Origin of the sequence: Cupriavidus sp. SZY C1 (genome assembly GCF_032190535.1) — a bacterium.
Lineage (GTDB): Bacteria > Pseudomonadota > Gammaproteobacteria > Burkholderiales > Burkholderiaceae > Cupriavidus > Cupriavidus pauculus_C.
This window is the reverse complement of sequence record NZ_JAUANU010000002.1, coordinates 448,272-473,773: the sequence shown is the minus strand read 5'-3', so window position 1 is coordinate 473,773 and position 25,502 is coordinate 448,272. Positions and strand designations below refer to the sequence as shown.

Annotated in this window: 20 protein-coding genes; 12 read left to right on the top strand and 8 right to left on the bottom strand. The window is 68.9% G+C overall.

Going from position 1 to position 25,502, the window contains the following annotated elements:
- Positions 1–128: 128 nt before the first annotated feature.
- Together rrtA and glnE are read right to left on the bottom strand one after the other, a co-directional pair.
- Positions 129–701, bottom strand: a complete 573-nt coding sequence (gene rrtA / locus QTN24_RS06330) for a rhombosortase (protein WP_313835881.1) — start codon at positions 699–701, stop codon at positions 129–131.
- A gap of 101 nt (positions 702–802) precedes the next feature.
- Positions 803–3,802: a bifunctional [glutamate--ammonia ligase]-adenylyl-L-tyrosine phosphorylase/[glutamate--ammonia-ligase] adenylyltransferase gene (gene glnE, locus QTN24_RS06325; protein WP_313835871.1), complete on the bottom strand. Its 3,000-nt coding sequence runs from the start codon at positions 3,800–3,802 to the stop codon at positions 803–805.
- A gap of 96 nt (positions 3,803–3,898) precedes the next feature.
- Between glnE and QTN24_RS06320 the strand changes: the two genes are divergently transcribed.
- The 3 genes from QTN24_RS06320 to tldD all read left to right on the top strand — a co-directional run bounded on the left by QTN24_RS06320 (position 3,899) and on the right by tldD (position 10,637).
- On the top strand, positions 3,899–8,233 hold the full coding sequence (locus tag QTN24_RS06320; protein ID WP_313835870.1) for a YhdP family protein: 4,335 nt from the start codon (positions 3,899–3,901) through the stop codon (positions 8,231–8,233).
- Positions 8,234–8,282: 49 nt separating this feature from the next.
- The gene (locus tag QTN24_RS06315; RefSeq protein ID WP_124684807.1) at positions 8,283–9,107 is read left to right on the top strand and encodes a carbon-nitrogen hydrolase family protein; all 825 of its coding nucleotides are present in this window, start codon (positions 8,283–8,285) and stop codon (positions 9,105–9,107) included.
- Positions 9,108–9,176: 69 nt separating this feature from the next.
- Entirely contained in the window at positions 9,177–10,637 is a 1,461-nt protein-coding gene (gene tldD, locus QTN24_RS06310) for a metalloprotease TldD (protein ID WP_124684808.1), read from the top strand.
- Positions 10,638–10,793: 156 nt separating this feature from the next.
- Here the strand turns inward: tldD and QTN24_RS06305 are convergent, their stop codons facing one another.
- A complete protein-coding gene (locus QTN24_RS06305) occupies positions 10,794–11,849 on the bottom strand; it encodes a class I SAM-dependent methyltransferase (protein ID WP_124684809.1) in 1,056 nt (351 codons plus the stop codon).
- 481 nt (positions 11,850–12,330) lie between these two features.
- Here QTN24_RS06305 and aroG point away from each other — a divergent pair, with 481 nt between their 5' ends.
- Positions 12,331–13,410: a 3-deoxy-7-phosphoheptulonate synthase AroG gene (aroG, locus tag QTN24_RS06300; RefSeq protein ID WP_172966084.1), complete on the top strand. Its 1,080-nt coding sequence runs from the start codon at positions 12,331–12,333 to the stop codon at positions 13,408–13,410.
- Between the two features lie 78 nt (positions 13,411–13,488).
- Here aroG and QTN24_RS06295 read toward each other — a convergent pair whose 3' ends face one another.
- Complete coding sequence (locus tag QTN24_RS06295) at positions 13,489–13,887, bottom strand: c-type cytochrome (protein WP_124684812.1); 399 nt, start codon at positions 13,885–13,887, stop codon at positions 13,489–13,491.
- 14 nt (positions 13,888–13,901) lie between these two features.
- Positions 13,902–14,246: a c-type cytochrome gene (locus tag QTN24_RS06290; RefSeq protein ID WP_124684813.1), complete on the bottom strand. Its 345-nt coding sequence runs from the start codon at positions 14,244–14,246 to the stop codon at positions 13,902–13,904.
- A 504-nt stretch (positions 14,247–14,750) separates the two neighbouring features.
- Here QTN24_RS06290 and QTN24_RS06285 point away from each other — a divergent pair.
- The 3 genes from QTN24_RS06285 to QTN24_RS06275 are packed head-to-tail and all read left to right on the top strand — an operon-like array spanning position 14,751 to position 17,432.
- On the top strand, positions 14,751–15,635 hold the full coding sequence (locus tag QTN24_RS06285) for a MoxR family ATPase (protein WP_313835867.1): 885 nt from the start codon (positions 14,751–14,753) through the stop codon (positions 15,633–15,635).
- Positions 15,636–15,649: 14 nt separating this feature from the next.
- The gene (locus QTN24_RS06280) at positions 15,650–16,243 is read left to right on the top strand and encodes a GNAT family protein (protein WP_313835866.1); all 594 of its coding nucleotides are present in this window, start codon (positions 15,650–15,652) and stop codon (positions 16,241–16,243) included.
- Positions 16,244–16,256: 13 nt separating this feature from the next.
- Complete coding sequence (locus tag QTN24_RS06275) at positions 16,257–17,432, top strand: VWA domain-containing protein (protein ID WP_313835864.1); 1,176 nt, start codon at positions 16,257–16,259, stop codon at positions 17,430–17,432.
- 24 nt (positions 17,433–17,456) lie between these two features.
- On the opposite strand, the gene QTN24_RS06270 is transcribed toward QTN24_RS06275, so the two are convergent.
- A complete protein-coding gene (locus tag QTN24_RS06270; RefSeq protein ID WP_313835863.1) occupies positions 17,457–18,359 on the bottom strand; it encodes a LysR family transcriptional regulator in 903 nt (300 codons plus the stop codon).
- Between the two features lie 213 nt (positions 18,360–18,572).
- Between QTN24_RS06270 and QTN24_RS06265 the strand changes: the two genes are divergently transcribed.
- The 3 genes from QTN24_RS06265 (at position 18,573) to QTN24_RS06255 (ending at position 21,483) form a co-directional block, all read left to right on the top strand.
- A complete protein-coding gene (locus tag QTN24_RS06265; protein ID WP_124684818.1) occupies positions 18,573–19,556 on the top strand; it encodes a tripartite tricarboxylate transporter substrate binding protein BugE in 984 nt (327 codons plus the stop codon).
- 24 nt (positions 19,557–19,580) lie between these two features.
- The gene (locus tag QTN24_RS06260) at positions 19,581–20,453 is read left to right on the top strand and encodes an N-formylglutamate amidohydrolase (RefSeq protein WP_313835862.1); all 873 of its coding nucleotides are present in this window, start codon (positions 19,581–19,583) and stop codon (positions 20,451–20,453) included.
- A gap of 262 nt (positions 20,454–20,715) precedes the next feature.
- A complete protein-coding gene (locus QTN24_RS06255; protein WP_409558984.1) occupies positions 20,716–21,483 on the top strand; it encodes a BspC domain-containing protein in 768 nt (255 codons plus the stop codon).
- A 154-nt stretch (positions 21,484–21,637) separates the two neighbouring features.
- Here QTN24_RS06255 and QTN24_RS06250 read toward each other — a convergent pair whose 3' ends face one another.
- Entirely contained in the window at positions 21,638–22,780 is a 1,143-nt protein-coding gene (locus QTN24_RS06250; RefSeq protein WP_313835861.1) for a M14-type cytosolic carboxypeptidase, read from the bottom strand.
- 26 nt (positions 22,781–22,806) lie between these two features.
- Positions 22,807–23,592, bottom strand: coding sequence for a peroxide stress protein YaaA (gene yaaA / locus QTN24_RS06245; protein ID WP_124684822.1), 786 nt, complete (start codon positions 23,590–23,592; stop codon positions 22,807–22,809).
- Between the two features lie 40 nt (positions 23,593–23,632).
- Between yaaA and QTN24_RS06240 the strand changes: the two genes are divergently transcribed.
- Entirely contained in the window at positions 23,633–24,205 is a 573-nt protein-coding gene (locus QTN24_RS06240) for a putative toxin-antitoxin system toxin component, PIN family (RefSeq protein WP_313835860.1), read from the top strand.
- 43 nt (positions 24,206–24,248) lie between these two features.
- Complete coding sequence (locus QTN24_RS06235) at positions 24,249–25,418, top strand: pyridoxal phosphate-dependent aminotransferase (RefSeq protein ID WP_313835859.1); 1,170 nt, start codon at positions 24,249–24,251, stop codon at positions 25,416–25,418.
- Positions 25,419–25,502: the final 84 nt, after the last annotated feature.

The following is a 25,502-nucleotide window of genomic DNA, read 5'->3' as shown; positions in this document are numbered from 1 at the left end:
GGCCGTCCGGCGCTTGGGCGCCCCGGGGACCGTTCTGCCTGCCATTCTAGCCGAGGGCGGCGCGTCGCCTCCCGCATCGCGGGAGAGGGGCCGGGGGTGAGGGCCGGCGCCTCACCCCAGTCAACGCATCAATCCCGCCGCCCCCGCTGCCCCCACCACTCCTGCAGCAGCCAGCAAGCCAGCCCCGCCACCGCCCCCGCCGCGTGGGCGCTGCGCACGACGCCGAAGCCCCATGACGGGTCGAAAACGATGGCCGCGAGCCACGACTGTTCGATCCACACCTTGCCCAGCACGATCACGCACGTAACCACGCCGATCAGCCGTGACCAGCCGGGCACGGGCAGCAGCCGCAGCGCTGTCCACAGCGCCAGGCCGTGCGCGGCGCCGGACAGTCCGCCGTACCAGCCGACCGCCGGCATCCGCAGCAGCGCCACCTGCGCGGCCACGCCGCAGATCAGCAGCACCGTCACCATCTCGCGCACGCGCGTCACGCGGCCGGCCAGCAGCAACAGCCCGGCCGTCGCGGCCACGTCGGCCAGGTAGTGTTGCAAGCCAAGATGAACCCACATCGCCGTGACCAGCCGCCACCACTGGTGGTCCAGCCGCACGGCGTCGCGCACGTACAGGCCGTGCGCATGCATCCATGGGACGAACGAAAACAGCGCGGCCACCGCCGCCATGCCGGCCACCGTGGCCAGCATGGCCGGCCAGCCCGGCAGGCGCGCCGGCGGCAGGACGGCGGGCACAGGTTCGGGCGGTCGCTCTGGTGGCACGACGGGCGGCAACACGGGCACGGCGTGCGTCACCCCTGCCCGAACACGGCGTGCCAGAGCGCGCGCACCGAAGCGGCCTGCTCGGCCACGCTGTCCGGCGCCACGCGCGCCTGGTCCTGGCCGTCCAGCCGCAGCTTGTGCTGGCGCGCGCGGAACAGCCGGTAGGCGTCGCCGACGGCCAGCCCCAGCCCGGCGTCGATCAGGTTCAGCACGCCGGCCATCCGCAGCAGCGCGATGTTGCCCGCGTTGCGCGTCAGCTCCGGGTGGGCGCCGCTGTGCAGCAGCACCAGGTACTGCACCGTGAACTCGATGTCGACCATGCCGCCCCGGTCGTGCTTGAGATCGAACAGCGCGGTCGGGTTCGGATGCCCCTCCGCCACCTTGGCCCGCATCTGGGCGATTTCCTCGCGCAGCGCCACGGCGTCGCGCGGCTGGCGCAGGATCTCGTCGCGCAAGTCCTCGAACCGGTTGCCGATCTCGCGGTCGCCGGCGCAGAAGCGCGCGCGCGTGAGCGCCTGGTGCTCCCAGACCCACGCCGTGTTGTCGCCCTCGCGCAGCTGGTAGCGGCGGAACGCGTCGAAGCTGGTCACCAGCAGCCCGGCCGCGCCATTGGGCCGCAGCCGCGTGTCCACGTCGAACAGCATGCCGGCCGCCGTATGGCTCGTGAGCCAGGTGATCAGCCGGCGCGCATAGGCGGCGTAGACGTCGGGCGCCCGCTCGTGGTCGTCGTCGTAGAGAAAGATCAGGTCCAGGTCCGACGCATAGCCCAGTTCCTTGCCGCCCAGCCGTCCATAGGCGATCACCGCGAAGCGCGGCGTCTCGCAATGGCGCGTGGCAAGCTGGCGCCAGACCGCCTGCATCGTGACTTCCAGCATCGCGTCGGCCAGGTCCGACAGGCGGTCGGCCACCTGCTCGACGGTCAGCATGCCTTGCAGGTCCTGCAGCAGGATGCGGAAGATCTCGGCATGGTGCTCGCGGCGCAGGATGTCCATCTGCGTCTCGACCTGCCCGTCCGACGCCTGCAGCCGCTCCGCCAGCCGCTGGCGGAAGCCGGGCCAATCCGGCGCGCTGGCCAGCGCGTCGCTGTCCAGCAGTTCGTCCAGCAGTTGCGGATGGCGCGTCAGGTAGGTGGCCGCCCAGCGCGACGCGTGCAGCGTCTGCGCCACGCGGTCCATCGCCTGCGGATACTCGGACAGCAGCGACAGGTACGACGCGCGCCGGCTGATCGCATCCAGAAAGTCCAGGAAACGGGCGATGGTGGCGTCGGCGTCGTCCTGGCGCGCGGCCAGGTCCAGCGCGCGGTTGACCAGCTGGTCGAAGCGCCCACGGCTGGTTTCCGACAGCGCGCGGTAGCGCAGCGACGTGCCGATGGCGCGCAGGCGGTCGTACAGGCCGGTGCAGTCGGCAAACCCGGCGGCTTGCAGCGCCTGGCAGGGCGACGACTGCGGATCGGTCTCGTCCTCGTCGCCGGGGTTGGCCTGCGTGGCGCGCGACGCCATCTCCTCGCGCACCAGCGCCGGCCAGAGCGGCTCGCTTTGCCCCGACTCGCCATCGGCGAACGGATCGGCAAAGGTGGCCTCGAACTGCTGCGCCACCGGCGCCATCAGCGCCGACATCTGCGCGGCCAGCGCGTCCCAGTCGGCGCAGCCCATCATTTCGGCCACGGCCTGGCGCTCGTCGTCGGACGTCGGCAGGTGGTGCGTCTGGGCGTCGTCGCGGTACTGCAACCGGTGTTCCAGTTGCCGCAGGAAGCGGTAGGCATCGGCCAGTTGCTCGGCCTGGCCGGCTGGCAGCAGGTTGCGCGCCACGGCCACGTCCAGCACTTCCAGCGTGGGCCGCACGCGCAGCGCCGGGTCCTGGCCGCCGCGGATCAGCTGGAATACCTGCGCCATGAACTCGATCTCGCGGATGCCGCCGCGCCCGAGCTTGATATTGAACGAGCGCTGGTTCACGCCGTGCCCGGCCAGCCCGCCGCTGCGCTTGGCCGCTTCCGCGCGGATCTGCGCGTGCAGCGAGCGGATGGCGGCAATCACGCCATAGTCCAGGTAGCGGCGGAACACGAACGGCGTGGTCATGCGGCCCAGCAGCGCGGCGGCGCGCTGGGCGTGCGGCGTGTCGACGGCCGACACCACGCGGCCCTTGATCCACGCGTAGCGCTCCCATTCGCGGCCCTGCACCACCAGGTATTCCTCCAGCATGCCGAAGCTGCAGACCAGCGGGCCGGCATCGCCATTGGGCCGCAGCCGCATGTCCACGCGGAACACGTAGCCGTCGCCGGTGACTTCCGACAGCAGCGTGATCAGCCGCCGGCCCAGCCGGATGAAGTATTCGTGGTTCGACAGGCTGCGCGACCCGCCCTGGGTGTCGCCGTCCTCGTCATACAGAAAGATCAGGTCGATGTCGGACGACACGTTCAGCTCGCGCCCACCGAGCTTGCCCATGCCCACCACCACCAGCTCCTGCACCTCGCCGCCCTGCGCGCCCGTGGGGCGGCCATAGGTGGCGGCCAGGTCGTCGCCCAGCACGCGCAGGCCGTACTGGATGGCCAGTTCGGCCAGGTCGGTCATCGCGCCGGTGATCTCGGCCAGCGTGGCCAGCCCGCGCAGGTCGCGCTCGATGACCGTGCACATCACCTCGGCGCGCAGCCGGCGCAGCGCCTGGCCGGCGGCGGCCTCGGCGTCGGCCGACGGCGCGTGCAGCGCCTGCAGGCGCGCTTCCATCCAGTCGCGGGTGATAGGGCCCACGGCGGCGTCCGCCACGATGGCCGGCAGCCCGGGCCGCGCGGCCAGCACGCGGCGCGCGTAATGCGAGTACGCCGCCGAGTACAATGTGTGGCCCTCGCAGTCGGCGGGGGTCAGTCCCTGCGCCGTCATCGTGGCAAAGGCCCCGTGGGCCATGTTGCCGAGCGGTCCGGCGGCGCCCGCCGAGGCTGGCAGCGAAGTGGTGCCGGCGCCATCCATCGGGTGCTGCGGGCCGGTCGATGCCGGGGCGGTGCCCTCGGCGGAACTCGTCGGATCAGGGACAGTCATTCCAGTTACGTTGCAATTGGGCAGGCGCCGGGGAACCGCCGTGGCGCTTGCACGCACCACTTTGGAGAGCGGCTAGTATTGTCGGATAATCTGCGCATGTCCAGCCGCTCCACCGCCCCCGACGACGGTTCCACAGCCCCACGCGCGGGCGGTGACCGCACCGCGTCGGCCGCCGCTTCCGTCGCGCCCCCGGTGGCCGCTTCCCAAGTCCCGCATCCGCACGTCCCCGGCCGTGGCCGCCGGGCGCTGGCGCACGTCCGGCGCTGGCCGCGCGCCGTCTGGGACGGCCTGGGCACGCTGGGGCGGCATCCCGCCTGGCGGCGGCTCTGGCGCATGCTCGCCCGCATCGTCGCGGTGCTGGCCGCGCTGGCCGTCGTCGCCGTCCTGCTGATCCGCTTCGTGCTCTGGCCACAGGCCCATGCCGCGCGGCAGTGGCTGGAACGCCAGGGTTCGGCCGCGCTGTCGGCCCAGCTCACAATCGGCCAGCTCGATACCTACTGGGACGGCTGGCATCCCGCGTTCCGCGCCAGCAACGTGCAGGCCGTGGACGACCAGCGCCGCATGCTGCTGTCGACGGCCACGCTGGAAGGCCGGCTGTCGTGGCAGTCGGTGCCCGCGCTGGCGCTGCAGTTCGCCAGCCTGACCGCCGACCGCGCCGACGTGCTGGTGCGCCGCACGCCGGCCGGCCGGGTGCTGGTGGCCGGCATGCCGATCGAGGCATCGCAGCAGTCGACCGACAACGACCCATTCCTGAACTGGCTGCTGTCGCAGGGCCGCATCGAACTCAAGAGCGGCAACCTGCGCTGGCTCGACGAGAAAGCCGGCCTGCCACAGCTTGAAGTGGCCGACATCCACTTCCTGGCCAGCCGCCACGGCGCCCAGCACACGGTGCGGCTCGATGCCAGCAGCACGTCGCTGGCGCCCCAGCCGCTGGTATTCCAGGCCAGCCTGCGGCACGACTACCTGTACGGCGCCGGCAACTGGCAGCACTGGACCGGCCAGGCCAACTGGGCCTTCAACCAGTTGCAGTTGCCCGTGGTGCAGCGCTACCTGGCCATCTTCGATCGCGTCGACAGCGGCGTGTTCAGCACCGACGGCACCATCGACTTCCGCGGCGGACACGTGCTGCGCAGCCAGACCCGGCTGCGCGCCAGCGGCGTGGACCTGCGGCTGACCGGCGCGCCGGAGCCGCTGAAGCTGGCCAACGCGCAGGCGCTGCTGCTGCACAAAGGCGACCGCAACGGCAACCATTCGCTGACCATCGACACGCTGCTGTGGCAGGCCGAGCCCCAGGCCGGCCCGCCGTCCGCCACCGATCCGTCGTGGCGCGAAGGCATGCGCAAGGTGACCATGGACTGGGCGCGCGACAACGACGGCCAGCTCCGCAAGTTCGCGCTGCGGGCGCCGACGTTCGACCTGAACACGGTGCGCGCGCTGGCCACGTCGCTGCCGATCGACACGGCCGTGCTGCGCCAGCTACGCGCGCTGCAGCCGGCCGGCCATATCGACAACCTCGACGTGGCATGGGCCCGCGAGCGCGCCGGGCTGCTGGCGCGCGCGCCCGGCACGCCGCACTACACGGTGCAGGGCACGCTGCGCGGGGTATCGGTCAACAGCCAGCCGGCCGTGCCGGCCGTGGGCCCGGACGGCAAGCCGCACACTGGCACGCCCGGCTTTACCCGGCTGTCCGGCAATTTCAGCTTCGATGACCGCCAGGGCAGCGCGCGCGTGGACAGCACCGGCGCCACGCTGAGCTTTCCGGGCGTGTTCGACGACCCGCTGGTGCCGTTCGACGAACTGCGCGGCGAGGTGCGCTGGCGCCGCGACAACGGCAAGCTCGTGGTCACCACCGACGGCATCCGCTTTGCCAATGCCGACACGGCCGGCACCGTGCGCGGCAACTGGCGCGAGGGCGGCGACGGCCACAGCGGCATCGCCGACCTGTCCGGCGAGCTGGACCGCGCGCTGGCGCACCGCGTGCCGCGCTACCTGCCGTCGACGATGCCGGCCACGCGTCACTACCTGGAAGGCGCGCTGGTGGGCGGCGAAGCCTACAACGTCAAGTTCCTGGTCAAGGGCGACCTGTACCACTTTCCGTTCCACCCGCCGTTCGCCAAGGCCGGCGACTTCCGCGTGGAAGTGCCGATCCGCAACGTCAGCTACCAGATCGCCCCGCACGAGACCGGCCCCAACGTGGGCGGCGCGGCCAATGGCACCGGCAACGGCACCGGCAATGGCAATGGCACCCCCGGCATGGCGTGGCCCGATTTCACCGACATCTCCGGCACGCTGCTGTTCGAGCGCAGCACGATGTCGTTCCAGGCAAAGCAGGCCGGCGTGCGCGGCATCCCCGGCATCGTGCTGCGCGACGTCAACGGCCAGATCGACGACCTGAGCGACCACGGCCACCTGATGGTCGATGGCGGCGCCACCGGGCCCGTGCAGGGCTTCCTGCGCTACGTCGCGGCCACCCCGGTCAAGGGCTGGACCGGCAACGTCACCGAAGCCGCGCACGCGCCCGGCCAGGGCGAGCTGCGGCTCAAGCTGGACCTGCCGCTGAGCCACGCGGCGGGCGCGAAGGTCAACGGCGAGTTCCGCTTTCCCGGCAACGACGTGACGCTGATGCCCGAGCTGCCGACGCTGTTCGGCGCCACCGGCGCGGTGGCCTTCGACGAGCATGGCTTCCAGCTCCACAACGTGCGCGGCCGCTTTGTCGGCGGCGAGACGCGCATCACGGGCGGCACCCAGCCGGACGGCACGACGCGCGTGGCGATTGGCGGCACGGCCACGGCGCAGGGCCTGCGCGATGCGCTGGGCGCCGGCGCCGGCGGGCTGGGCGCCCGGATCGACGGCACCACGCCCTACACGGCCGTGGTGGGCGTGCGCGACAAGCGCCTGCAGGTGCAGGTGGCGTCCGACCTCAACGGGCTGGCGCTGAACCTGCCCTCCCCGCTGGGCAAGCCGGCCGGGCAGGACCTGCCGCTGCGTTTCGACCTGCGGCCATCGGCCAGCCGGCCCGCGCTGGACGACATGACGATCCAGGCCGGCAACGTCGCCAGCGTGCGCTACGTGCTGCGCCGGGGCGAGACGACCGACGTGGTGTCGGGCGGCATCGGCATCGGCCAGCCCGCGCCGCAGCCGGCCAGCGGCGTGACCGCCGCGATCACGGCCGACAAGCTCGACCTTGACGGCTGGCGCATGGTGCTCGACACGGGTTCGGGCGAGCGCAAGCCTGCCGATACGGTCGACCGCTCGTCGCCGTTCCTGCCCGAGCGCGTGGGCGTGCGCGCGCGGACGCTGGACGCGTTCGGCCGCAGCCTGGATGACGTGTCGATCGACGCCGCCCGCGAGGCCGCCGGCTGGAACCTGCAGATGGCGTCGCGCCAGATCACCGGCAACGGCCAGTGGCGCCGCGACAGCAGCAACCCGACCGGCGCGCTGACGGTGCGGCTGTCGCACCTGGACATCCCCGAGGCCACCGACGACGGCCATGCGGCCGAGGCCATCACGCGCAGCGTCGAGGAAATGCCGGCGCTGGACCTGGTGGTCGACCGCTTCGTGCTGCACGGCCGCGACTTCGGCAAGCTGGCGGTCAAGGCCCACACCAGCCACACCGACAACCAGCCGGTCTGGACGCTGGACAGCCTGAGCATCGAGCAGCCCGGCGCCACGCTGACCGGCAGCGGTAGCTGGCGCCTGCCGCGCCGGCTGCGCGAGGCCGCCGCGCAGGGCAATGTGTCGCCCACGGAAGGCCGCCGCACGCTGCTGAACTTCAAGCTCGACATCCGCAACGCCGGCGACGTGCTGGACCGCTTTGGCCTGCCGCACACCGTGCGCGACGGCAACGGCGCGCTGGAAGGCCGCATCGCGTGGCGCGGGTCGCCCATGTCGATCGACTACCCGACGCTGTCCGGCCGGCTGAACCTGAAGCTGGAAAACGGCCAGATCCTCAGCGTGGAGCCGGGCGCCGCGCGGCTGCTGGGCGTGCTGAGCCTGCAGAGCCTGCTGCGCTTTGCCACGCTGGACTTCCGGTCGCTGTCGAGCAAGGGCCTGGTGTTCGACGACATCAGCGGTTCGGGCACGATCGAGAACGGCGTGGGCAAGATCGACGAGTTCCGCTTCAAGAGCAGCCAGGTGATGGCGTCGATGACCGGCACGGCCGACCTGCTGCGCGAGACGCAGGACGTGCAGGTGGACGTGGTGCCGCGCATCAACGCCACCACCACGTCGGTGGCGGCCGCGTTCATCAACCCGGTGCTCGGCATCGGCACGCTGGCCGCGCAGTTGCTGTTCGCCGACGAGTTCTCGAAGGTGTTCACCCAGCACTACCACGTGAGCGGATCGTGGGCCGACCCCAAGGTCAGCAAAGTGGAGGACAATAAGTCGCGCCCGGCACCGGTGCAGGACCGCTCCAGCGTGTTCCCGCGCTGATCGCCCCGCCCCCGCGCCCCCGCCCCACCCGCCGAGAAAGGAAGCCACGATGACCGCAGCCCATCCGTTCCGCGTCGCCGCCATCCAGACCGTGACGGGCACGTCGCTCGACGACAACCTCGCGCGCGCCGACGCGCTGATCGCCGATGCCGCGCGCGGCGGCGCCGAGCTGGTGCTGCTGCCCGAGTACTTCTGCATGATGGGCCGGCATGAATCGGACAAGGTGGCCATCCGCGAGCGCGACGGCGACGGGCCCGTGCAGCGCTTTCTGGCCGACGCGGCCCGCCGGCACCGGCTCTGGCTGGTGGGCGGCACGCTGCCGATGTGGTGCGGCGACGACAACCGCGTCTACAACAGCTCGCTGGCATTCGACCCGCACGGCGAACGCGTGGCCCGCTACGACAAGATCCACCTGTTCGGCTTTACCAAGGGCGAGGAAAACTTCGACGAATCGCGCACCATCCTGGCCGGCAAGACGCCCGTGACGTTCGAGGCGCCCTGCGGCCGCGTGGCGATGTCGGTCTGCTACGACCTGCGCTTTCCCGAGCTGTACCGGGGGCTGGCGCGCGGCGCCAACGGCGTGAGCTTGATTCTGATGCCGGCCGCCTTCACCTACACCACCGGGCAGGCCCACTGGGAAATCCTGCTGCGCGCCCGCGCCATCGAGAACCAGTGTTATGTGCTGGCGGCGGCACAGGGCGGGCGGCACGAGAATGGCCGGCGCACCTGGGGCCATTCGATGCTGGTGGACCCATGGGGCGAGCTGATGGGCGTGCTGCCCGAGGGCGAGGGCGTGGTGTCGGGCCTGGTGGACCCGGCGCGGCTGGCCGAGGTGCGTCAGAACCTGCCGGCGCTGCGGCATCGCGTGCTGTAGCATGCAGGGCATTACCGTTTGCTTTTCGCCATGGCTGCGCGCCGTGGCGCTTCAAGACCAAGGACAATCATGAACGCCGGAGATCTCGGAATTCGCAACCTGGCCACGGCGCAAGAGCTGCTGCTGGCGCCCTACGGCCTGGACGAGGCGGCGCTCCAGCGCGTGCTGGCCGACGTCTTCACGCACAAGGTGGACTACGCCGACCTGTACTTCCAGCACACGCGCAACGAGGCGTGGAGCCTGGAGGAAGGCATCGTCAAGTCGGGCAGCTTCAGCATCGACCAGGGCGTGGGCGTGCGCGCCGTGTCGGGCGACCGCACCGCCTTTGCCTATTCCGACGACATCAGCCTGGCCGCGCTGTCGCAGGCCGCGGCGGCCACCCGCACGATCGGCCGCGCCGGCAGCGGGCGCGTCAAGGTGGCCAGCGCGATGGCGTCGCAGGGCGGGCGCAGCCTGTACGCCCCGAACGATCCGCTGGATTCGATGACGGCCACCGAGAAGGTGGCGCTGCTGGAAAAGATCGAGAAGATGGCCCGCGCCAAGGACCCGCGCGTGGTGCAGGTCATGGCCGGGCTGGCCGGCGAGTACGACGTGGTGCTGGTGGCGCGCAGCGACGGCATCATCGCGGCCGACGTCCGCCCGCTGGTGCGCGTGTCGGTGACGGTCATCGCCGAGCAGAACGGCCGGCGCGAGATTGGCTCGTCGGGCGGCGGCGGCCGCTACGCCTACGGCTATTTCACCGACGACCTGCTGCGCAAGTACGTGGACGAAGCCGTGGCATCGGCGCTGGTCAACCTGGAGGCGCGCCCCGCCCCGGCCGGCGCGATGACCGTGGTGCTGGGCCCGGGCTGGCCCGGCGTGCTGCTGCACGAGGCGGTGGGCCACGGCCTGGAGGGGGATTTCAACCGCAAGGGTTCGTCGGCGTTCGCCGGCCGCATGGGCGAGCGCGTGGCCGCCAAGGGCGTGACCGTGGTGGACGACGGCACGATCGAGAACCGCCGCGGATCGCTGAACCTTGACGACGAGGGCAACCCGACCCAGTGCACGACGCTGATCGAGGACGGCATCCTGACCGGCTACATCCAGGACACGCTCAACGCGCGCCTGATGAAGATGCCGGTCACCGGCAACGCCCGCCGCGAAAGCTACGCCGCGCTGCCGATGCCGCGCATGACCAACACGTACATGCTCAACGGCGACCGCGACCCGCAGGAAATCATTGCCAGCGTCAAGCGCGGCCTCTACGCCGTGAACTTCGGCGGCGGCCAGGTGGACATCACCAACGGCAAGTTCGTGTTCTCGGCCAGCGAGGCGTACATGATCGAGGACGGCAAGATCACGTACCCGGTCAAGGGCGCCACGCTGGTGGGCAACGGCCCGGAATCGCTCAAGGACGTGACGATGATCGGCAACGACATGCGCCTGGACTCGGGCGTGGGCGTCTGCGGCAAGGAAGGCCAGAGCGTACCCGTGGGCGTGGGCCAGCCGACGCTGCGCATCGAAAACATGACGGTCGGCGGCACGGCCTGATGGGTTGACGTCTTTCTCCCCTCTCCCGCGCGGGTGCGGGGCTGGGGGAGAGGGCAAGCGGTTCAAACTGCCGCCATGGCATCCTGATGCGCCGGGCCTCTCCCCCGACCCCTCTCCCGCCTTGCGGGAGAGGGGAGCACACCGGACGGCCTTTTTCTACGGCCTCACCTCATACACCAGATTGAACGGCGTCTGCGCCGCGCGGCGGAAGCTGCCGAAGCCGCCCTGCTCGGTCACGCCGCGCATGCGGGCCTCGCCGGCCTGGGCGCCCAGGCACATCGCGCCGTCCTGCGCCCGCGATCCCGGCGTGCAGATGAACGTCGACGCCGAATAGAACACGCGGCCGACGGGATTCAGGTTGTCCTGCAGGCTGTCGTTGGCAAACGGTTCGACGATCATCCAGCAGCCATCGGGCTTCAGCGTCTCGCGGACGTGGCGCGCCGCGCCCACGGGGTCGCCCATGTCGTGCAGGCAGTCGAACACGGCCACGAGGTCGTAGTCGCGGCCCGGGTAGTCCTTGGCCGATGCCACCTCGAACTGCACGCGGTCGGCCACGCCGGCGCGGCGGGCGGCCTCGGTGGCGTAGCGGATCGACGGCTCGTGGTAGTCGAAGCCGCGGAACGTGGCGTGCGGGAACGCCTGGGCCATGATGATCGTCGACGCGCCGTGGCCGCAGCCGACGTCGGCCACCACGGCCCCGGCCGCGAGCCGGGCCGCCATGCCTTCGAGCGCCGGAATCCATTCGCTGACCAGATGCGCGGCATAGCCGGGCCGGAAGAACCGCTCGGTGCCGTGGAACAGCGCCGGATCGTGCTCGTGCCAGCCCAGGCCGCGGCCGTTGCGGAAGATCTCGATCATGCGCGGGATGGCCCGGAACTGCGCCACCGCAATCTGGAACGCGCCCGGGATGAAGGCCGGGCTGCCTTCCTGGGCCAGCGCGAACGCCTGTTCCTCGGTCAGCGAGAACTGGTCGGTCGCCGGGTCGTACTCCACGTAGCCGCTCGCGGCCTGGGCGGACAGCCACTCGCGCACGTAGCGCCCGTCGGTCCGGGTCTTGGCGGCCAGCGTGTCGCTGGTCATCGGTTTTTCGGCCAGCGCCTTGTACAGGCCCAGCTCGTCACCCACCACCACGGTGGCCGCGTGCATCACGGCCCCGATGTCATGCACGAACTTCTCCATAAAGGCATTCAGCCTTGCTTCATCGACTGACATGATCGGCACCTCCGCCTGCTGATTATTGTTCGCCGCCCCTTCGTACCAGGGCTTGCCTTTGTAATATAGGCAGCCGGAATATCCTGCATCGGCTTAAAACTGTTGCGGTTGCCGCTTGCAAGGCCCCGGGAAAAGCGCTATAAAGATGCTTCGTTGTCGCACGGGCGGCGACCGCGCCCGCAGAATCTGCAGGCCGCGGCGCAATTAAATGCCACGCCACCCCGCGCCGCAGCATTAATTCCACGCCTCGGCGTCAAACCGACACAAGCTCGCTACAGCCAGACCGTTTCCCGCCATGTCCGCCAAGTTTTACTTTTACTTCTTTTGGCATCTCACACCGCTGGCGGATAGAGAGGGACGGCTGTAGGCAGACCCCGAATGCAAGAGAAACCGCCAGCGACCCTGGCGGTTTTTTTATGTCCGCCACGACCGCGACGCACCATCCCAACAGAATCAAGACCTCACAAGACCCGGAGCCATCATGCTGAAGAACACCGACGACCTGCGTATTCGAGAACTCAAGGAGCTGCTGCCCCCGGCGCACCTGATCCGCGAGTTCGCCTGCTCGGAAGCCGCGTCCGACGTGATCTATGGCGCCCGCCAGGCCATGCACCGCATCCTGCACGGCATGGATGACCGGCTGATCGTGATCATCGGGCCGTGCTCAATCCACGACACCCGCGCGGCGCTGGAATACGCCAAGCTGCTCAAGGTGCAGCGCGAGCGGTTTGCGGGCGAGCTGGAGGTCGTGATGCGGGTCTACTTCGAAAAGCCGCGCACCACGGTGGGCTGGAAGGGCCTGATCAACGACCCGCACATGGATGGCAGCTTCAAGATCAACGACGGCCTGCGCACGGCCCGCGAACTGCTGCTGAACATCAGCGAGATGGGCGTGCCCACCGGCACCGAGTACCTGGACATGATCAGCCCGCAATACATTGCCGACCTGGTGAGCTGGGGCGCCATCGGGGCGCGCACGACCGAGTCGCAGGTGCACCGCGAGCTGGCGTCGGGGCTGTCCTGCCCGGTCGGCTTCAAGAACGGCACGGACGGCAACGTGAAGATCGCGGTCGACGCCATCAAAGCCGCGTCGCAGCCGCACCATTTCCTCTCGGTGACCAAGGGCGGCCACTCGGCCATCGTGTCGACGGCGGGCAACGAGGACTGCCACATCATCCTGCGCGGCGGCAAGGCGCCGAACTACGACGCCGCCAGCGTGCAGGAAGCCTGCGACGCCATCGCCAAGGCCGGCCTGGCCGCCCGCCTGATGATCGATGCCTCGCACGCCAACAGCAGCAAGAAGCACGAGAATCAGTTGCCGGTGTGCCAGGACATCGGCAACCAGATCGCCGGCGGCGACCAGCGCATCGTCGGCGTCATGGTGGAATCGCACCTCGTGGCCGGCCGCCAGGACCATGTGCAGGGCACGCCCGTGGAGAACCTGACCTACGGCCAGTCCGTGACCGACGCCTGCATCGGCTGGGACGATTCGATCGGGATCCTGGAAACGCTGGCCAACGCGGTCAAGCAGCGCCGGCTCGTGTCCGGCAGCGGCAACTGAGCCTGGCCCCGGATACGAAAACGCCGACCCACGGGTCGGCGTTTTTCATGGGGCTGGCGCGGCCAGCGCGCCGGCCGCCTACTTCTTCAGCACCAGGTCGCCCTTGAGCGAGCCGATATAGGCGGCGATGTCCTTGAGCTCGGCCTTGGTGAACGGGCGCGGCTTGCCGTCCTTGCCGGTCACGGCCGGGTTGCTGTTGACCTGCCCGGCCATGATCGCGTTGGTGCGGCCCACCAGCGGGTTGCCGCTGACCTGGTACGACGTCAGCGCGTGGTACAGGTAGTCCGGATGCTGGCCGGCCAGCTTCGGGTAATCGGGCGAGATCGGCGCGTTCATGTCCTTGCCGTGGCAGGCCACGCAGCCACCCTTCTCGACCAGCGCCTTGCCCGCCGCGATATCGGCGGCCTGCGCGGACAGCGCGGCGGCGCCCAGCACCGCGGCGGCCAGCGCGTACGACACAACGTTCAGCTTCTTCATGGTTTGCGGCCTTCCTACTTGAGCGTGTTGTTCTGGGTACCCGGCTTCTGCTGCGCGTAGTACGCCGCCACGGCGGCGATGTCCTTGTCGGTCAGGCTGGCCGCGATGGCGCGCATGGTCGGATGCTTGCGATCGCCCTTCTTGTAGCCGTTGAGCGCATTCTCGATGTACTTGGCGCTCTGGCCGCCCAGCATCGGTACCTCGTAGGTCTCCGGAAACGAGGCGCGATACCCGGGAATGCCATGGCAGCCGATGCACATGGCAACCTTGTCCTTGGCGGCGTCGACAGTGCCCGTGTCCTGGGCATGCGCGGCCGTTGCGGCAGCGCCCAACACTACCGTCGTGAGGAGCTTTTTCATTGTCGTAGCTGATTGGGAAGTGTTAAACCGCGTGTGACCTGCCCTCGTTTGGGGCGCCAGACGGCCGGGCGGAAATGGGGATATGGAGCGGATCGCCGCTGGGCCGGCCGGGCATTGCCGGTCGGGCCCGGGGCGCAGCCGGGGCGTGTGCTGATGTGCCGCGGTGCTCGAACACCATTCTGCAACCATCTCGCGCTGTTGCCGCCTCCCGATGCTCTGCCATGTCTCTGGTGGCAGAACTGCCGGGCTTGAGGAGGATATTGACTTGGGGGCGCGTCAAACCGGCGCATTGTACCGCAGCGTGCACGCGGCGGTCCACGCCACCCGCCTTCGGGTGTGCCCCACTGAACACGAATGCCGATCTGCTCTTATACTGGCCCATTCCGGCCGGATTTCGGGTTGTCGAGGCCCGTTGTCGGCGCGCTCCGGCCCCGCCGGTTGTCGCTTCCCATTGTCATTCGACCGGCCTGCCAGGCAGGCCGGCCGCGTTCCGCCAGGTTGCCCATGTCCACCACCGCCAACGCCAACGCCAATCCGTCCCAGCAGGCCAAGTTCGAAGGCAGCGCCCAGTACGTTGCCACCGACGACCTGAAGCTCGCCGTCAACGCCGCGCGCACGCTGCAGCGGCCGCTGCTGATCAAGGGCGAGCCCGGCACCGGCAAGACCATGCTGGCCGAGGAAGTGGCCGCCGCGCTGGGCATGCCGCTGTTGCAGTGGCACATCAAGTCCACCACCAAGGCGCAGCAGGGCCTGTACGAGTACGACGCCGTGTCGCGCCTGCGCGACTCCCAGCTGGGCGACGACCGCGTGCACGACATCCGCAACTACATCGTCAAGGGCGTGCTCTGGCAGGCGTTCGAGGCCGACGCGCCCGTGGTGCTGCTGATCGACGAGATCGACAAGGCCGACATCGAATTCCCGAACGACCTGCTGCGCGAACTGGACCGCATGGAGTTCTACGTCTACGAGACGCGCGAGCTGGTCAAGGCCCGCCACCGCCCGCTCGTGATCATCACGTCGAACAACGAGAAGGAGCTGCCCGACGCCTTCCTGCGCCGCTGCTTCTTCCACTACATCAAGTTTCCGGACGCCGAGACGATGCAGCAGATCGTCGACGTCCACTACCCCGGCATCAAGCGCGAACTGGTGGCCGCGGCGCTGGAGGCGTTCTACGAGATGCGCAACCTGCCGGGCCTGAAGAAGAAGCCGAGCACGTCGGAGCTGATCGACTGGCTCAAGCTGCTGATGGCCGAGGACATCCCGGCCGAGGCGCTGCGCAGCCCGGACCGCAAGGCCGCCATCCCGCCGCTGCACGGCGCGCTGCTCAAGAACGAGCAGGACGTGCACCTGTTCGAGCGGCTGGTGTTCATGAACCGCGCCAACCGCTGAGCGGAGCCGGCACGATGACGAAGTTTGTCCAGCCCGTCACGCTGACCGGGCAACACGCCACGCTGGCGCCGCTGTCGACGGACCACCTGGCCGGCCTGCAGGAGGCCGCCGCCGATGGCGCGTTGCACCGGCTCTGGTACACCAGCGTGCCGACGCCCGAGGCGATGGCCGCCGAGATCGAGCGCCGCCTGGGCCTGCAGGCGCAGGACACGATGCAGCCGTTCACGGTGCTGGACGCCGCCGGCCGTGTGGCCGGCATGACCACGTACATGAACATCGACGGCAAGAACCGCCGCGTCGAGATTGGCTCCACCTGGTACGCGCAGCGCGTGCAGCGCACCGCGCTGAACACCGAATGCAAGCTGATGCTGCTGCGCCACGCGTTCGAGACGCTGGACTGCATCGCCGTGGAATTCCGCACGCACTGGATGAACCACCAGAGCCGCACGGCCATCGCCCGGCTGGGCGCCAGGCAGGACGGCGTGCTGCGCAACCACCAGCGCATGCCCGACGGGTCGTTCCGCGACACGGTGGTCTTCTCGATCATCGCCAGCGAGTGGCCGGCCGTGCGCGCCCACCTGCAATTCCAGCTCGACCGCCCGCGTTGATCGGAGGCCCGCCATGCTGATCGACTTCTTCTTCTCGCTGCGCCACGCCAAGCTGCCCGTATCGGTCAAGGAATACCTGACGATGCTCGAAGCGCTGCGCGCCCAGGTGATCTCGCCGTCGATCGACGAGTTTTACTACCTGTCGCGCATGACGCTGGTCAAGGACGAGAAACACTTCGACAAGTTCGACCAGACCTTCGCCGCGTACTTCCAGGGCGTGCAGAGCCTGGTGGACGGGAAGAGCGACATCCCGCTGGACTGGCTGCAGAAGACGCTGGAACGCGAGCTGTCGGCCGAGGAGAAGGCGAAGATCGAGGCCATGGGCGGCCTGGACAAGCTCATGGAGCGGCTCAGGCAGCTTCTGGACGAGCAGAAGGAAAAGCACGAGGGTGGCAACAAGTGGATCGGCACCGGCGGCACGTCGCCGTTCGGCCACGGCGGCTACAACCCCGAGGGCATCCGCATCGGCGGGCCGTCCAAGGGCAACCGCACCGCGATCAAGGTCTGGGAAAGCCGCGCCTACAAGGACTACGACGACCAGGTGGAACTGGGCACGCGCAACATCAAGGTGGCGCTGCGCCGGCTGCGCCGCTTTGCGCGCGAGGGCGCCGACACCGAGCTGGACCTGGACGACACCATCCACGCCACGGCCGCCAACGCCGGCCTGCTCGACATCAAGCTGCGGCCCGAGCGCCACAACAAGGTCAAGGTGCTGATGCTGATGGACGTGGGCGGCTCGATGGACGACCACATCAAGCGCGTGGAGGAGCTGTTCTCGGCCGCCAAGACCGAGTTCAAGCACCTGGAGTACTACTACTTCCACAACTGCCTGTACGACTACGTCTGGAAGAACAACCGGCGCCGCCACGCGGAGAAGATCGCCACGTGGGACCTGATGCACAAGTACACGCCCGACTACAAGGTGATCTTCGTCGGCGACGCGACGATGAGCCCCTACGAGATCCTGCAGCCGGGCGGATCGGTCGAGTACAACAATCCGGAGGCCGGCGCGGTCTGGCTGAACCGGATGATCGAGCAGTTCCCGCGCTTCGTCTGGCTCAACCCCGAGCCGGAGGGCCTGTGGCAGTACCGCCAGTCGATCACGGTCATCAACCAGATCATGAAGAACCGGATGTATCCGGTAACGCCAGCCGGGCTGGAAGAAGCCATGAAGGTGCTGACCAAGTAGCCGGGCACCGGGCCGCCCGCCCGGTCACGCGACGACGTCCACGCCTTCCATCACCCACTGCCGGAACGTCTGCAGCGCCGGCAGGTGCGCCTTCTGCTCCGGATAGCACAGGTAATACCCCTTGCGGGCCAGCACGCGCGCCGGATGCGCGACGATCAGCGTGCCGGTGGCCAGTTCCTCCTCGATCAGGCAGCGCGGGATCAGCGCGATGCCCAGTCCCGACATGGCCGCCTGCGTGAGCAGCGTGAACTGGTCGAAGCGCGCGCCGGCCCAGGCTTCGCGCGTAGAAATGCCCAGCGCGGCCAGCCAGTCGGGCCACGCCTCGGGCACCGTCGTATGGTGCAGCAGCGGATAGCGCAGCAGCGCCGCTGGCGTTCTGGCCACGCCGTCGGGCTCGTGCACGAGCAGGCCGGGCCGGCAGACCGGCAATACTTCGCGCCCGGTCATGTAGTCGGCCTGCGTGCCAGGCCAGACGCCGTCGCCAAAGCGGATGGCCGCGTCCAGATCGGGCTGGGAAAAGTCGTAGCCCTGGGCGTGCGGCACGAATTCCAGCGTGACTTCGGGATGCCGGGCAAAGAACTGCGGCAGCCGGGGGATCAGCCATTTGGCGCCCAGTGTGGGCATGCTGGCGATATGCAGGATGCCGCCGCGCCCCTGCCGCGCGATCAATTCCACGCTGGCCGACTCGATGGCCGCCAGGCTCGGGCCGATCCGCTCCAGGTAGCGGGCGCCGGCCTCGGTCAGCAGCAGCCGCTGGCGCACCCGCTCGAACAGCTCGACGCCCAGGAACGCCTCCAGGCTTCGTACCTGCTTGCTGACGGCGCCCTGCGTCACATGCAGCTCGCGGGCCGCCACCGTAAAACTGCTATGCCGCGCCGCCGCCTCGAAAGCCACCAGTTCGGTCATCGACGGACATAAGCGCCGCATGATGCACTCCTACTTCAATACCAAATGGAATGAGCCTGGGATTTTAAATCGTTTGCCAGCCGCGTGCTCGGGCGCGCAGAATCGAAAAGCGCTCGACACATGGATTTCCTACGATGCCGATGGGCCCGCCGGCCCGCCGCGTCCCGCGATCCATCCGGTCGCCAGGTCCGCCAGAGACCGTTCTTCCTCTCTTCTTTCAACGGAATCCCTTCGATGCAACGCCGTCCCCTGCTGAAAGTCCTTGCCGCCGCCACCGCCTTCGCGGCCGCCAGCCTGACCCTGCCCGCCTTTGCCGAGGGCTATCCGACCAAGCCGATCACGCTCGTCGTGCCGTTCCCGGCCGGCGGCACCACCGACATCGTCGCGCGCATCGTGGCCGACAAGCTCGGCCAGCAACTGGGCCAGGCCGTGGTCGTGGACAACCGCGGCGGCGCCGGCGGCAGCATCGGCACGGGCTACCTGGCCAAGGCCGCGCCGGACGGCTACACGCTCGGCATCGCCACCGCATCGACGCACGGCATCAACCCGGCCGTCTACCCGCGCCTGCAGTACGACGCGACCAAGGATTTCACGACGATCACGAACCTGGCCTCGGTGCCGAACGTGATGAGCATCAACCCGGCGGTCAAGGCCACCGACATGAAGTCGTTCATCGCGCTGGCCAAGTCCGAGCCGAACAAGCTGGCCTATGGCTCGGCCGGCAACGGCAGCGTGTCGCACATGATGGGCGAGCTGTTCAAGATGAGCAGCAAGACCGAACTGCTGCACGTGCCGTACAAGGGCGTGGGCCCGGCGCTGAACGACGCGCTGGCCGGCCAGGTCCAGATCCTGTTCGACAACCTGCCGTCGTCGCTGCCGTTCATCGAAGGCGGCAAGCTGCGCGCGCTGGCCGTGGCCGCCCCGAAGCGCGTGGCCGCCCTGCCGAACGTGCCCACCTTTGCCGAACTGGGCTTGCCCGAGGTCAATGACGCCGCCTGGTTTGGCCTGATCGCCCCGGCCAAGCTGCCGGCCGACATCCAGGCCAAGCTGAACGCGGCCGCGATCAAGGTGCTGGCCATGCCCGAGGTCAAGGCCAAGCTGGAAAAGCTCGGCGCGACCCCGGTGGGCGACACGCCGCAGCACTTCGCGCAGCAGATCACCGCCGAAGTGGCCAAGAACAAGAAGGTGGCCGCCGCCGCCAAGATCTCGCTCGACTAACCCGATCCACGACTGGCAGTCCGTATGACCGAAGCAGACCGAAAGACCGCGGAAAGCCCGTACTTCCTGCAGATGCCGGAAGGCGAGTGCGGCCCGCTCTTTCTTGATTCCCCGCATAGCTGCACCACGTACCCGGCCGATTTCCGCTTTGCGGCCAACCTGCCCCTGCCGCTGCTGCGGCAGGCGGAAGACACGTTCGTGGACGAGCTCTACGCCGGCGCGCCCGCGCGCGGTATTCCGCTGCTGGCCGCCGGCTTTCCGCGCAGCTACCTCGACGCCAACCGCGGCCTGACGGAGATCGACGAGGCGCTGCTGGACGCGCCGTGGCCGGGCCTGAAGCAGGAAACGTCCAAGACGCGACTGGGCAAGGGCCTGGTCTGGCGCGTGCTGGACACCGGCGAGCCGATCTACGACCGCAAGCTCGGCGTGGCCGAGCTGCAGGCGCGCATCGACACGTACTACCTGCCGTACTACGCCCAGCTGCAGCGGCTGTCGGACGCGGCCGTGGCGCGCCACGGGCATGTGTTCCACATCAATTGCCACTCGATGCCCAGCGAGGCCGCGAAGTTTGCCACCGAGCATCCGGGGCTGCAGCATCCGGACTTCGTCGTGGGCGACCGCGACGGCACCACCTGCGACACCCGGTTCACCGACCGCGTGGAGGCCGTGCTCAAGGAGATGGGCTACGACGTGTGGCGCAACCACCCGTACAAGGGCGTGGAGATCGTGCGCGTGGTGGGCCAGCCGCAGGCCAGCCGCCACAGCCTGCAGCTGGAGGTCAACCGCAAGCTCTACATGGACGAGGTGGGGCTGGTAAAATCGGCCGGCTTCGACAAGCTCCAGCGCAACCTCGACGCGCTGATGGACGACCTGCTGCGCTTCGCGCGCACGTTCTGACCGGCGGTCATCGACGGAACGGGCGCCGCAAGGGCGCCCGCTGCACACTCCGGGACACGCTGCATGCGTGTCTCGGGGTTCCTCTCAGTTGCAACATCCCGGACACTTCTGCTATTGCGCGCGGATAATCGCATCCAATGCGCGCAAGATGTAAGCAATTAGAACGAAGGGTAACAACATTTAGGAACTTCACGGCGGGGGATTCCTCTATCATGGCAATCCTTCACCCACCCTCCTTGCTTGCACGAGCAAAGACGTTCCCGTGATCAGACGAATTTCCGAACTGTTTGGCAGCCAGCTCCGCATGCTGACTGCCGCAGTGGCAGGCGCCATCGCGCTGGCCGGCTGCGCCACCGCGCCGACCGACGACAACGCCACGGCCGCCACGCCGGCCGCTTCGCCCACCGCCACACCCAACACCGCACCCACCCCGGCATCGGCCGTCAAGCCGCCTCCGATCGTCAACAAGACGCCACCGCCGACCACCACGGTCACCCTGCCCGACAAGGGCCGCGTCAGCCTGGCCGAGTACCGGACCCAGATGCGCCAGCAGTTGATGAAATCGGAAAATGCCGCGGCCGATGTGGCCGACTGCGCCGCCCATGCGAGCTGGGTGGTGCCGCGATCGGCCACCTACGACGCCCTGAAGATCCCCACCGGCGCGCTGTCCGCCGGCCAGGCCATGGAAGAACGCTGGGAAGGCCGCTTCTCGCCCGGCAAGCAGGCCGTGCCGGTCAGCTCCGTGGTCACGTTCAACGCCACCGCGCACAAGCGCCGCGGCGAGGCCCAATGGCAGCCCGTGCGCGTCCGCTGCGGCTACAACGACGGCATGATGCTCGCGTACGAACTGCTGGACAGCAACGGCGACACGATCATCGAACCCGCCGCCGCACCGGCCGTGGCCACATCGGCCACGCAGAGCAAGAAGAAAGGCAAGAGCAGCGCCAAGTCGACGACATCGAAGTCGAAGGCCAAGTCCACGTCATCGACAAAGAGCTCGGCGTCGTCGAAGACGAAGAAGAAGCAGTAGCTTTGTCGCTCCCCTCTCCCGCACGCCCGAGAGGGGCCGCGGGTAAGGGCAAGCGGCTCAAGTTGCCGACCACAGCGATCTGAAACGCCGGGCCCGCACCCCCAACCCGTCTCCCACCGTGTGGGAGGCGGGAGCAAACCATCCTGAATCTTTCCTAGCCTAGATACTCCAGCACCGCCTGCAGCATTGCCGTGCCCAGCAGCGCGCTGCGCGCGCCGTTCCAGCCCACTTCCGGGTCGGGCAGGTCGGCGTTGTCCTTGAACGGCATTTCCAGCGTCAGCGCCAGGCAGCCGAAGGTGTGGCCGATGTACTTCGAGGCCAGCTTCAGCGCGTCGGCGTTGTACTTGCTGGCCGCGTAGCCGTGCACGTCCTGAAAATCGGGCGAGACGCGCTTGAATGCGTCGATGAAGCGCGACTGCTGTGCGCGCTGGGCCTCGGTGAAGCCGGGCAGCATCTCGCTGCCGGCCACGAAGTTGTAGGGCAGCGCCTCGTCGCCGTGGATGTCGAAGAACAGGTCCACGCCGGTCCGTTCGATGGCGCGGCGCACGTGGTAGACCTCGGGGCTGGTCTCCAGGCTCGGCTGCATCCATTCACGATTCAGGTTCGCGCCGGCCGCGTTGGTCCGCAGGTTGCCGCGCGACGACCCGTCCGGGTTCATGTTCGGCACGATGTGGAACACCGCGCGCTCCAGCAGCTTGCGCGCCACCGGGTCGCCGTGCCACGCGCCGGTGCCGGTCAGGCGCTGCAGCACGCCTTCGCAGAACCATTCGGCCATGCTCTCGCCCGGGTGCTGGCGCGCAATCATCCAGATGGTCTTCTTGCCCGGCCCGGGCTCGCCCAGCGTCACGCAGGTCAGGTCGCGGCCGTCCACGGTGCTGCCCAGGTGCGACAGCCTGGCCACCGGCGAGCGCTGGCACGACGCCAGCAGCGCCAGGTGCCGCTCATCGGAATACGGCTCGAAATAGGCCAACCAGACGCTGTCGTGCGCCGGCGTGAAGTCGACGGTCATGGTCTGGCCGTCGTACTGGGTCGGCACGCGGAACCAGTGCGCGCGGTCGTACGACGCCACGGCGCGATAGTCGCGCCAGCCGTCCGGGTACGTGCACTCGCCCGCGTTCAGGAACCGCAGCCGGCAGGCCTGCCCGGCCGCGCCCTGCAGCCGGAAGTGGAACCACTGGCGAAAGTCGGCGTGGGAATCGGCGCGGATGCGCAGGCGGATGTCGTCGGCGCGGTCGATCGATTCGACTTCGATCGCGCCGGAATCGAACATTGACGAGATATGGAGTGCCGAGGTCATGGGGATAGGGTCCTGTTTGTCTCGGGTCAGTCTTCCAGGCGGCGGCGGAACACCCAGCGCGCGTCGTCCGAGGCGGCCTTGTCGAAAGCGTAGCCGTCCTCGTTGAAGCGCTTGAGCCGGGTGGCGTCGGTCACGCGGTGCGTGACCGCGTAGCGTGCCATCGTACCGCGCGCCCGCTTGGCATGGAACGAGATGATCTTGTAGCGGCCGCCCTTCCAGTCCTCGAACACGGGCGTGATGACCCGCGCGTCGAGCACCTTCGGACGCACCACCTTGAAATATTCCTCGGACGCCAGGTTCACCAGCGTCGGCGCGCCCTCGTGCTTGAGCGCGGCCATGTCCTTGTTGAGCAGCTGGGTGACGTCGTCGCCCCAGAACGCGTACAGGTCGCGCCCGGCGGCGTTGTCCAGCCGGGTGCCCATTTCCAGCCGGTAGGGCTGCATCCAGTCCATCGGCCGCAGCAGGCCGTACAGCCCGGACAGGATGCGCAGGTGCTTCTGCGCGAACGCCAGGTCGTCGGTGGACAGCGATTTCGCGTCCAGCCCGTCGTAGACGTCGCCGTTGAACGCCAGCACCGCCTGCTTGCTGTTGGCGGCCGTGAACTCGGGCGACCAGTCGGCGTAGCGGGTCACGTTGAGCACGGCGAGCTTGTCGGAGATGTCCATCAGCGACGCCACGTCCTGCGGCGCCAGCTTGCGCAGGCGGTCGATCAGCGTGGCCGAACGGTCGATGAAACGCGGCATCGTGTGGGTCTTGACGCGCGGCGGTGTCTCGTAGTCCAGGGACTTGGCGGGAGACAGGACGATGAGCATGGCAAAATCGCGGGCAGAAACAAAGCTGAGATTGTAGCGAATGCCCACCGAAGCCACCGCCGGCGCCCTGCCCCGCACCCCCGCGCCTGCCCCCGGCGCCACCTCCGACACCCCCGCCGGCGCGCCGCGCGTGGTGCTTGATTCCAACGTCTGGGTGGACCTGCTGGTCTTCCGGGACCCCCACGTCGAGCCGATCCGCGCCGCGCTGGCCGCGGGCGCCATCGCGCCGGTGATCCGGGCCGACTGCCGCGAGGAACTGCGCCGCGTGCTGGCCTATCCGCAGTTTGCGCGGTTCGCGGTCGACATCGACGCGGCGCTGGCCGAGGTAGACCGCCTGGCCACGCTCGAACCCCTGCCGCCGGCCGCCGAGGCCGACGCCGTCCGCCTGCCGAAGTGCCGCGACACCGACGACCAGAAGTTCATCGAACTGGCGCACTTCGCGCGCGCCGTGCTGCTGGTGTCGAAGGACAAGGCCGTGCTGAAGCTCAGGAGCCGCCTGCGCCGCACCAGCGGCGTGGACGTGCTGCCGCCGCTGGCCTTTGCCGGCTGGCTCGGCGGCTGGCAGGCCAGCGGGCGGGCGCCCGCAGCCGCCGCCGGAACCCCGCTAGAATGACGCTCTGCCTGCCTGCCCGAGACCTTTTCCGCCTTCGTCCCACATGTCCGAATCGACCCTTGCCCCGCTGAATCCGCCGCTGTCCCGCCTGCCCAACGTGGGCACCACGATCTTCACCGTGATGTCGGCGCTGGCCGCCGAGAAGAACGCCGTGAACCTGGGCCAGGGCTTTCCGGACTTCGACTGCGACCCGCGCATCGTCGACGCCGTGGCGGCCGCCATGCGCGCTGGCCACAACCAGTACCCGCCGATGGCAGGCGTGCCGCGGCTGCGCCAAGCCATCGCCGCCAAGATCGCCACGCTGTACGGCCACCAGTACGACTGGAACACCGAGATCACGGTCACGGCCGGCGCCACGCAGGGCCTGCTGACGTCGATCCTGTGCGCGGTGCACCCGGGCGACGAGGTCATCGTGCTGGAGCCGTGCTACGACAGCTACCTGCCGTCGATCGAGCTGGCCGGCGCCACGGCCGTGCCCGTGCGGCTGGAGGCGCCGCTGTTCCGCATTCCGTTCGACAAGCTGGCCACCGCGATCACGCCCAGGACGCGCATGATCATGATCAACACGCCGCACAACCCGACCGGCACGATCTGGCGCGCCGAGGACATGCAGCAGCTGGCCGACCTGCTGGCCGGCACCGACATCCTGCTGCTGTCCGACGAGGTCTACGAGCACATGGTCTACGACGGCCAGCCGCACGCGTCGGTATCGCGCCACCCCGAGCTGGCGCGCCGCAGCTTCGTCGTGTCGAGCTTCGGCAAGACCTACCACGTGACGGGCTGGAAGGTTGGCTACGTGGCCGCGCCGGCCGCGCTGATGAACGAATTCCGCAAGGTGCACCAGTTCAACGTGTTCACGGTGAACACCCCGGTGCAGCACGGCCTGGCCGACTACATGGCCGATCCCGCGCCGTACCTGGACCTGGCCGCCTTCTACCAGAAGAAGCGCGACTATTTCCGCGCCGGACTATCCGGCACGCGCTTCAAGCTGCTGCCCTCGGACGGCACGTACTTCCAGTGCGTGGACTACTCGGCCATCTCCGACATGAGCGAGGCCGATTTCTCGATGTGGCTGACGCGCGAAATCGGCGTGGCCGCGATCCCGGTCTCCGCCTTCTACTCGGCCCCGCGCGAGTCCGGCGTGGTGCGATTCTGCTTCGCCAAGAAGGAAGAGACGCTGAAGCTGGCGCTGGAGCGGCTGGCAAAGCTGTGATGGGGAGTGCAACAGTGAGGGGTGTGAATCGCTGACGGTTGTAGCTCCCCTCTCCCGCCTGCGGGAGAGGGGTCGGGGGTGAGG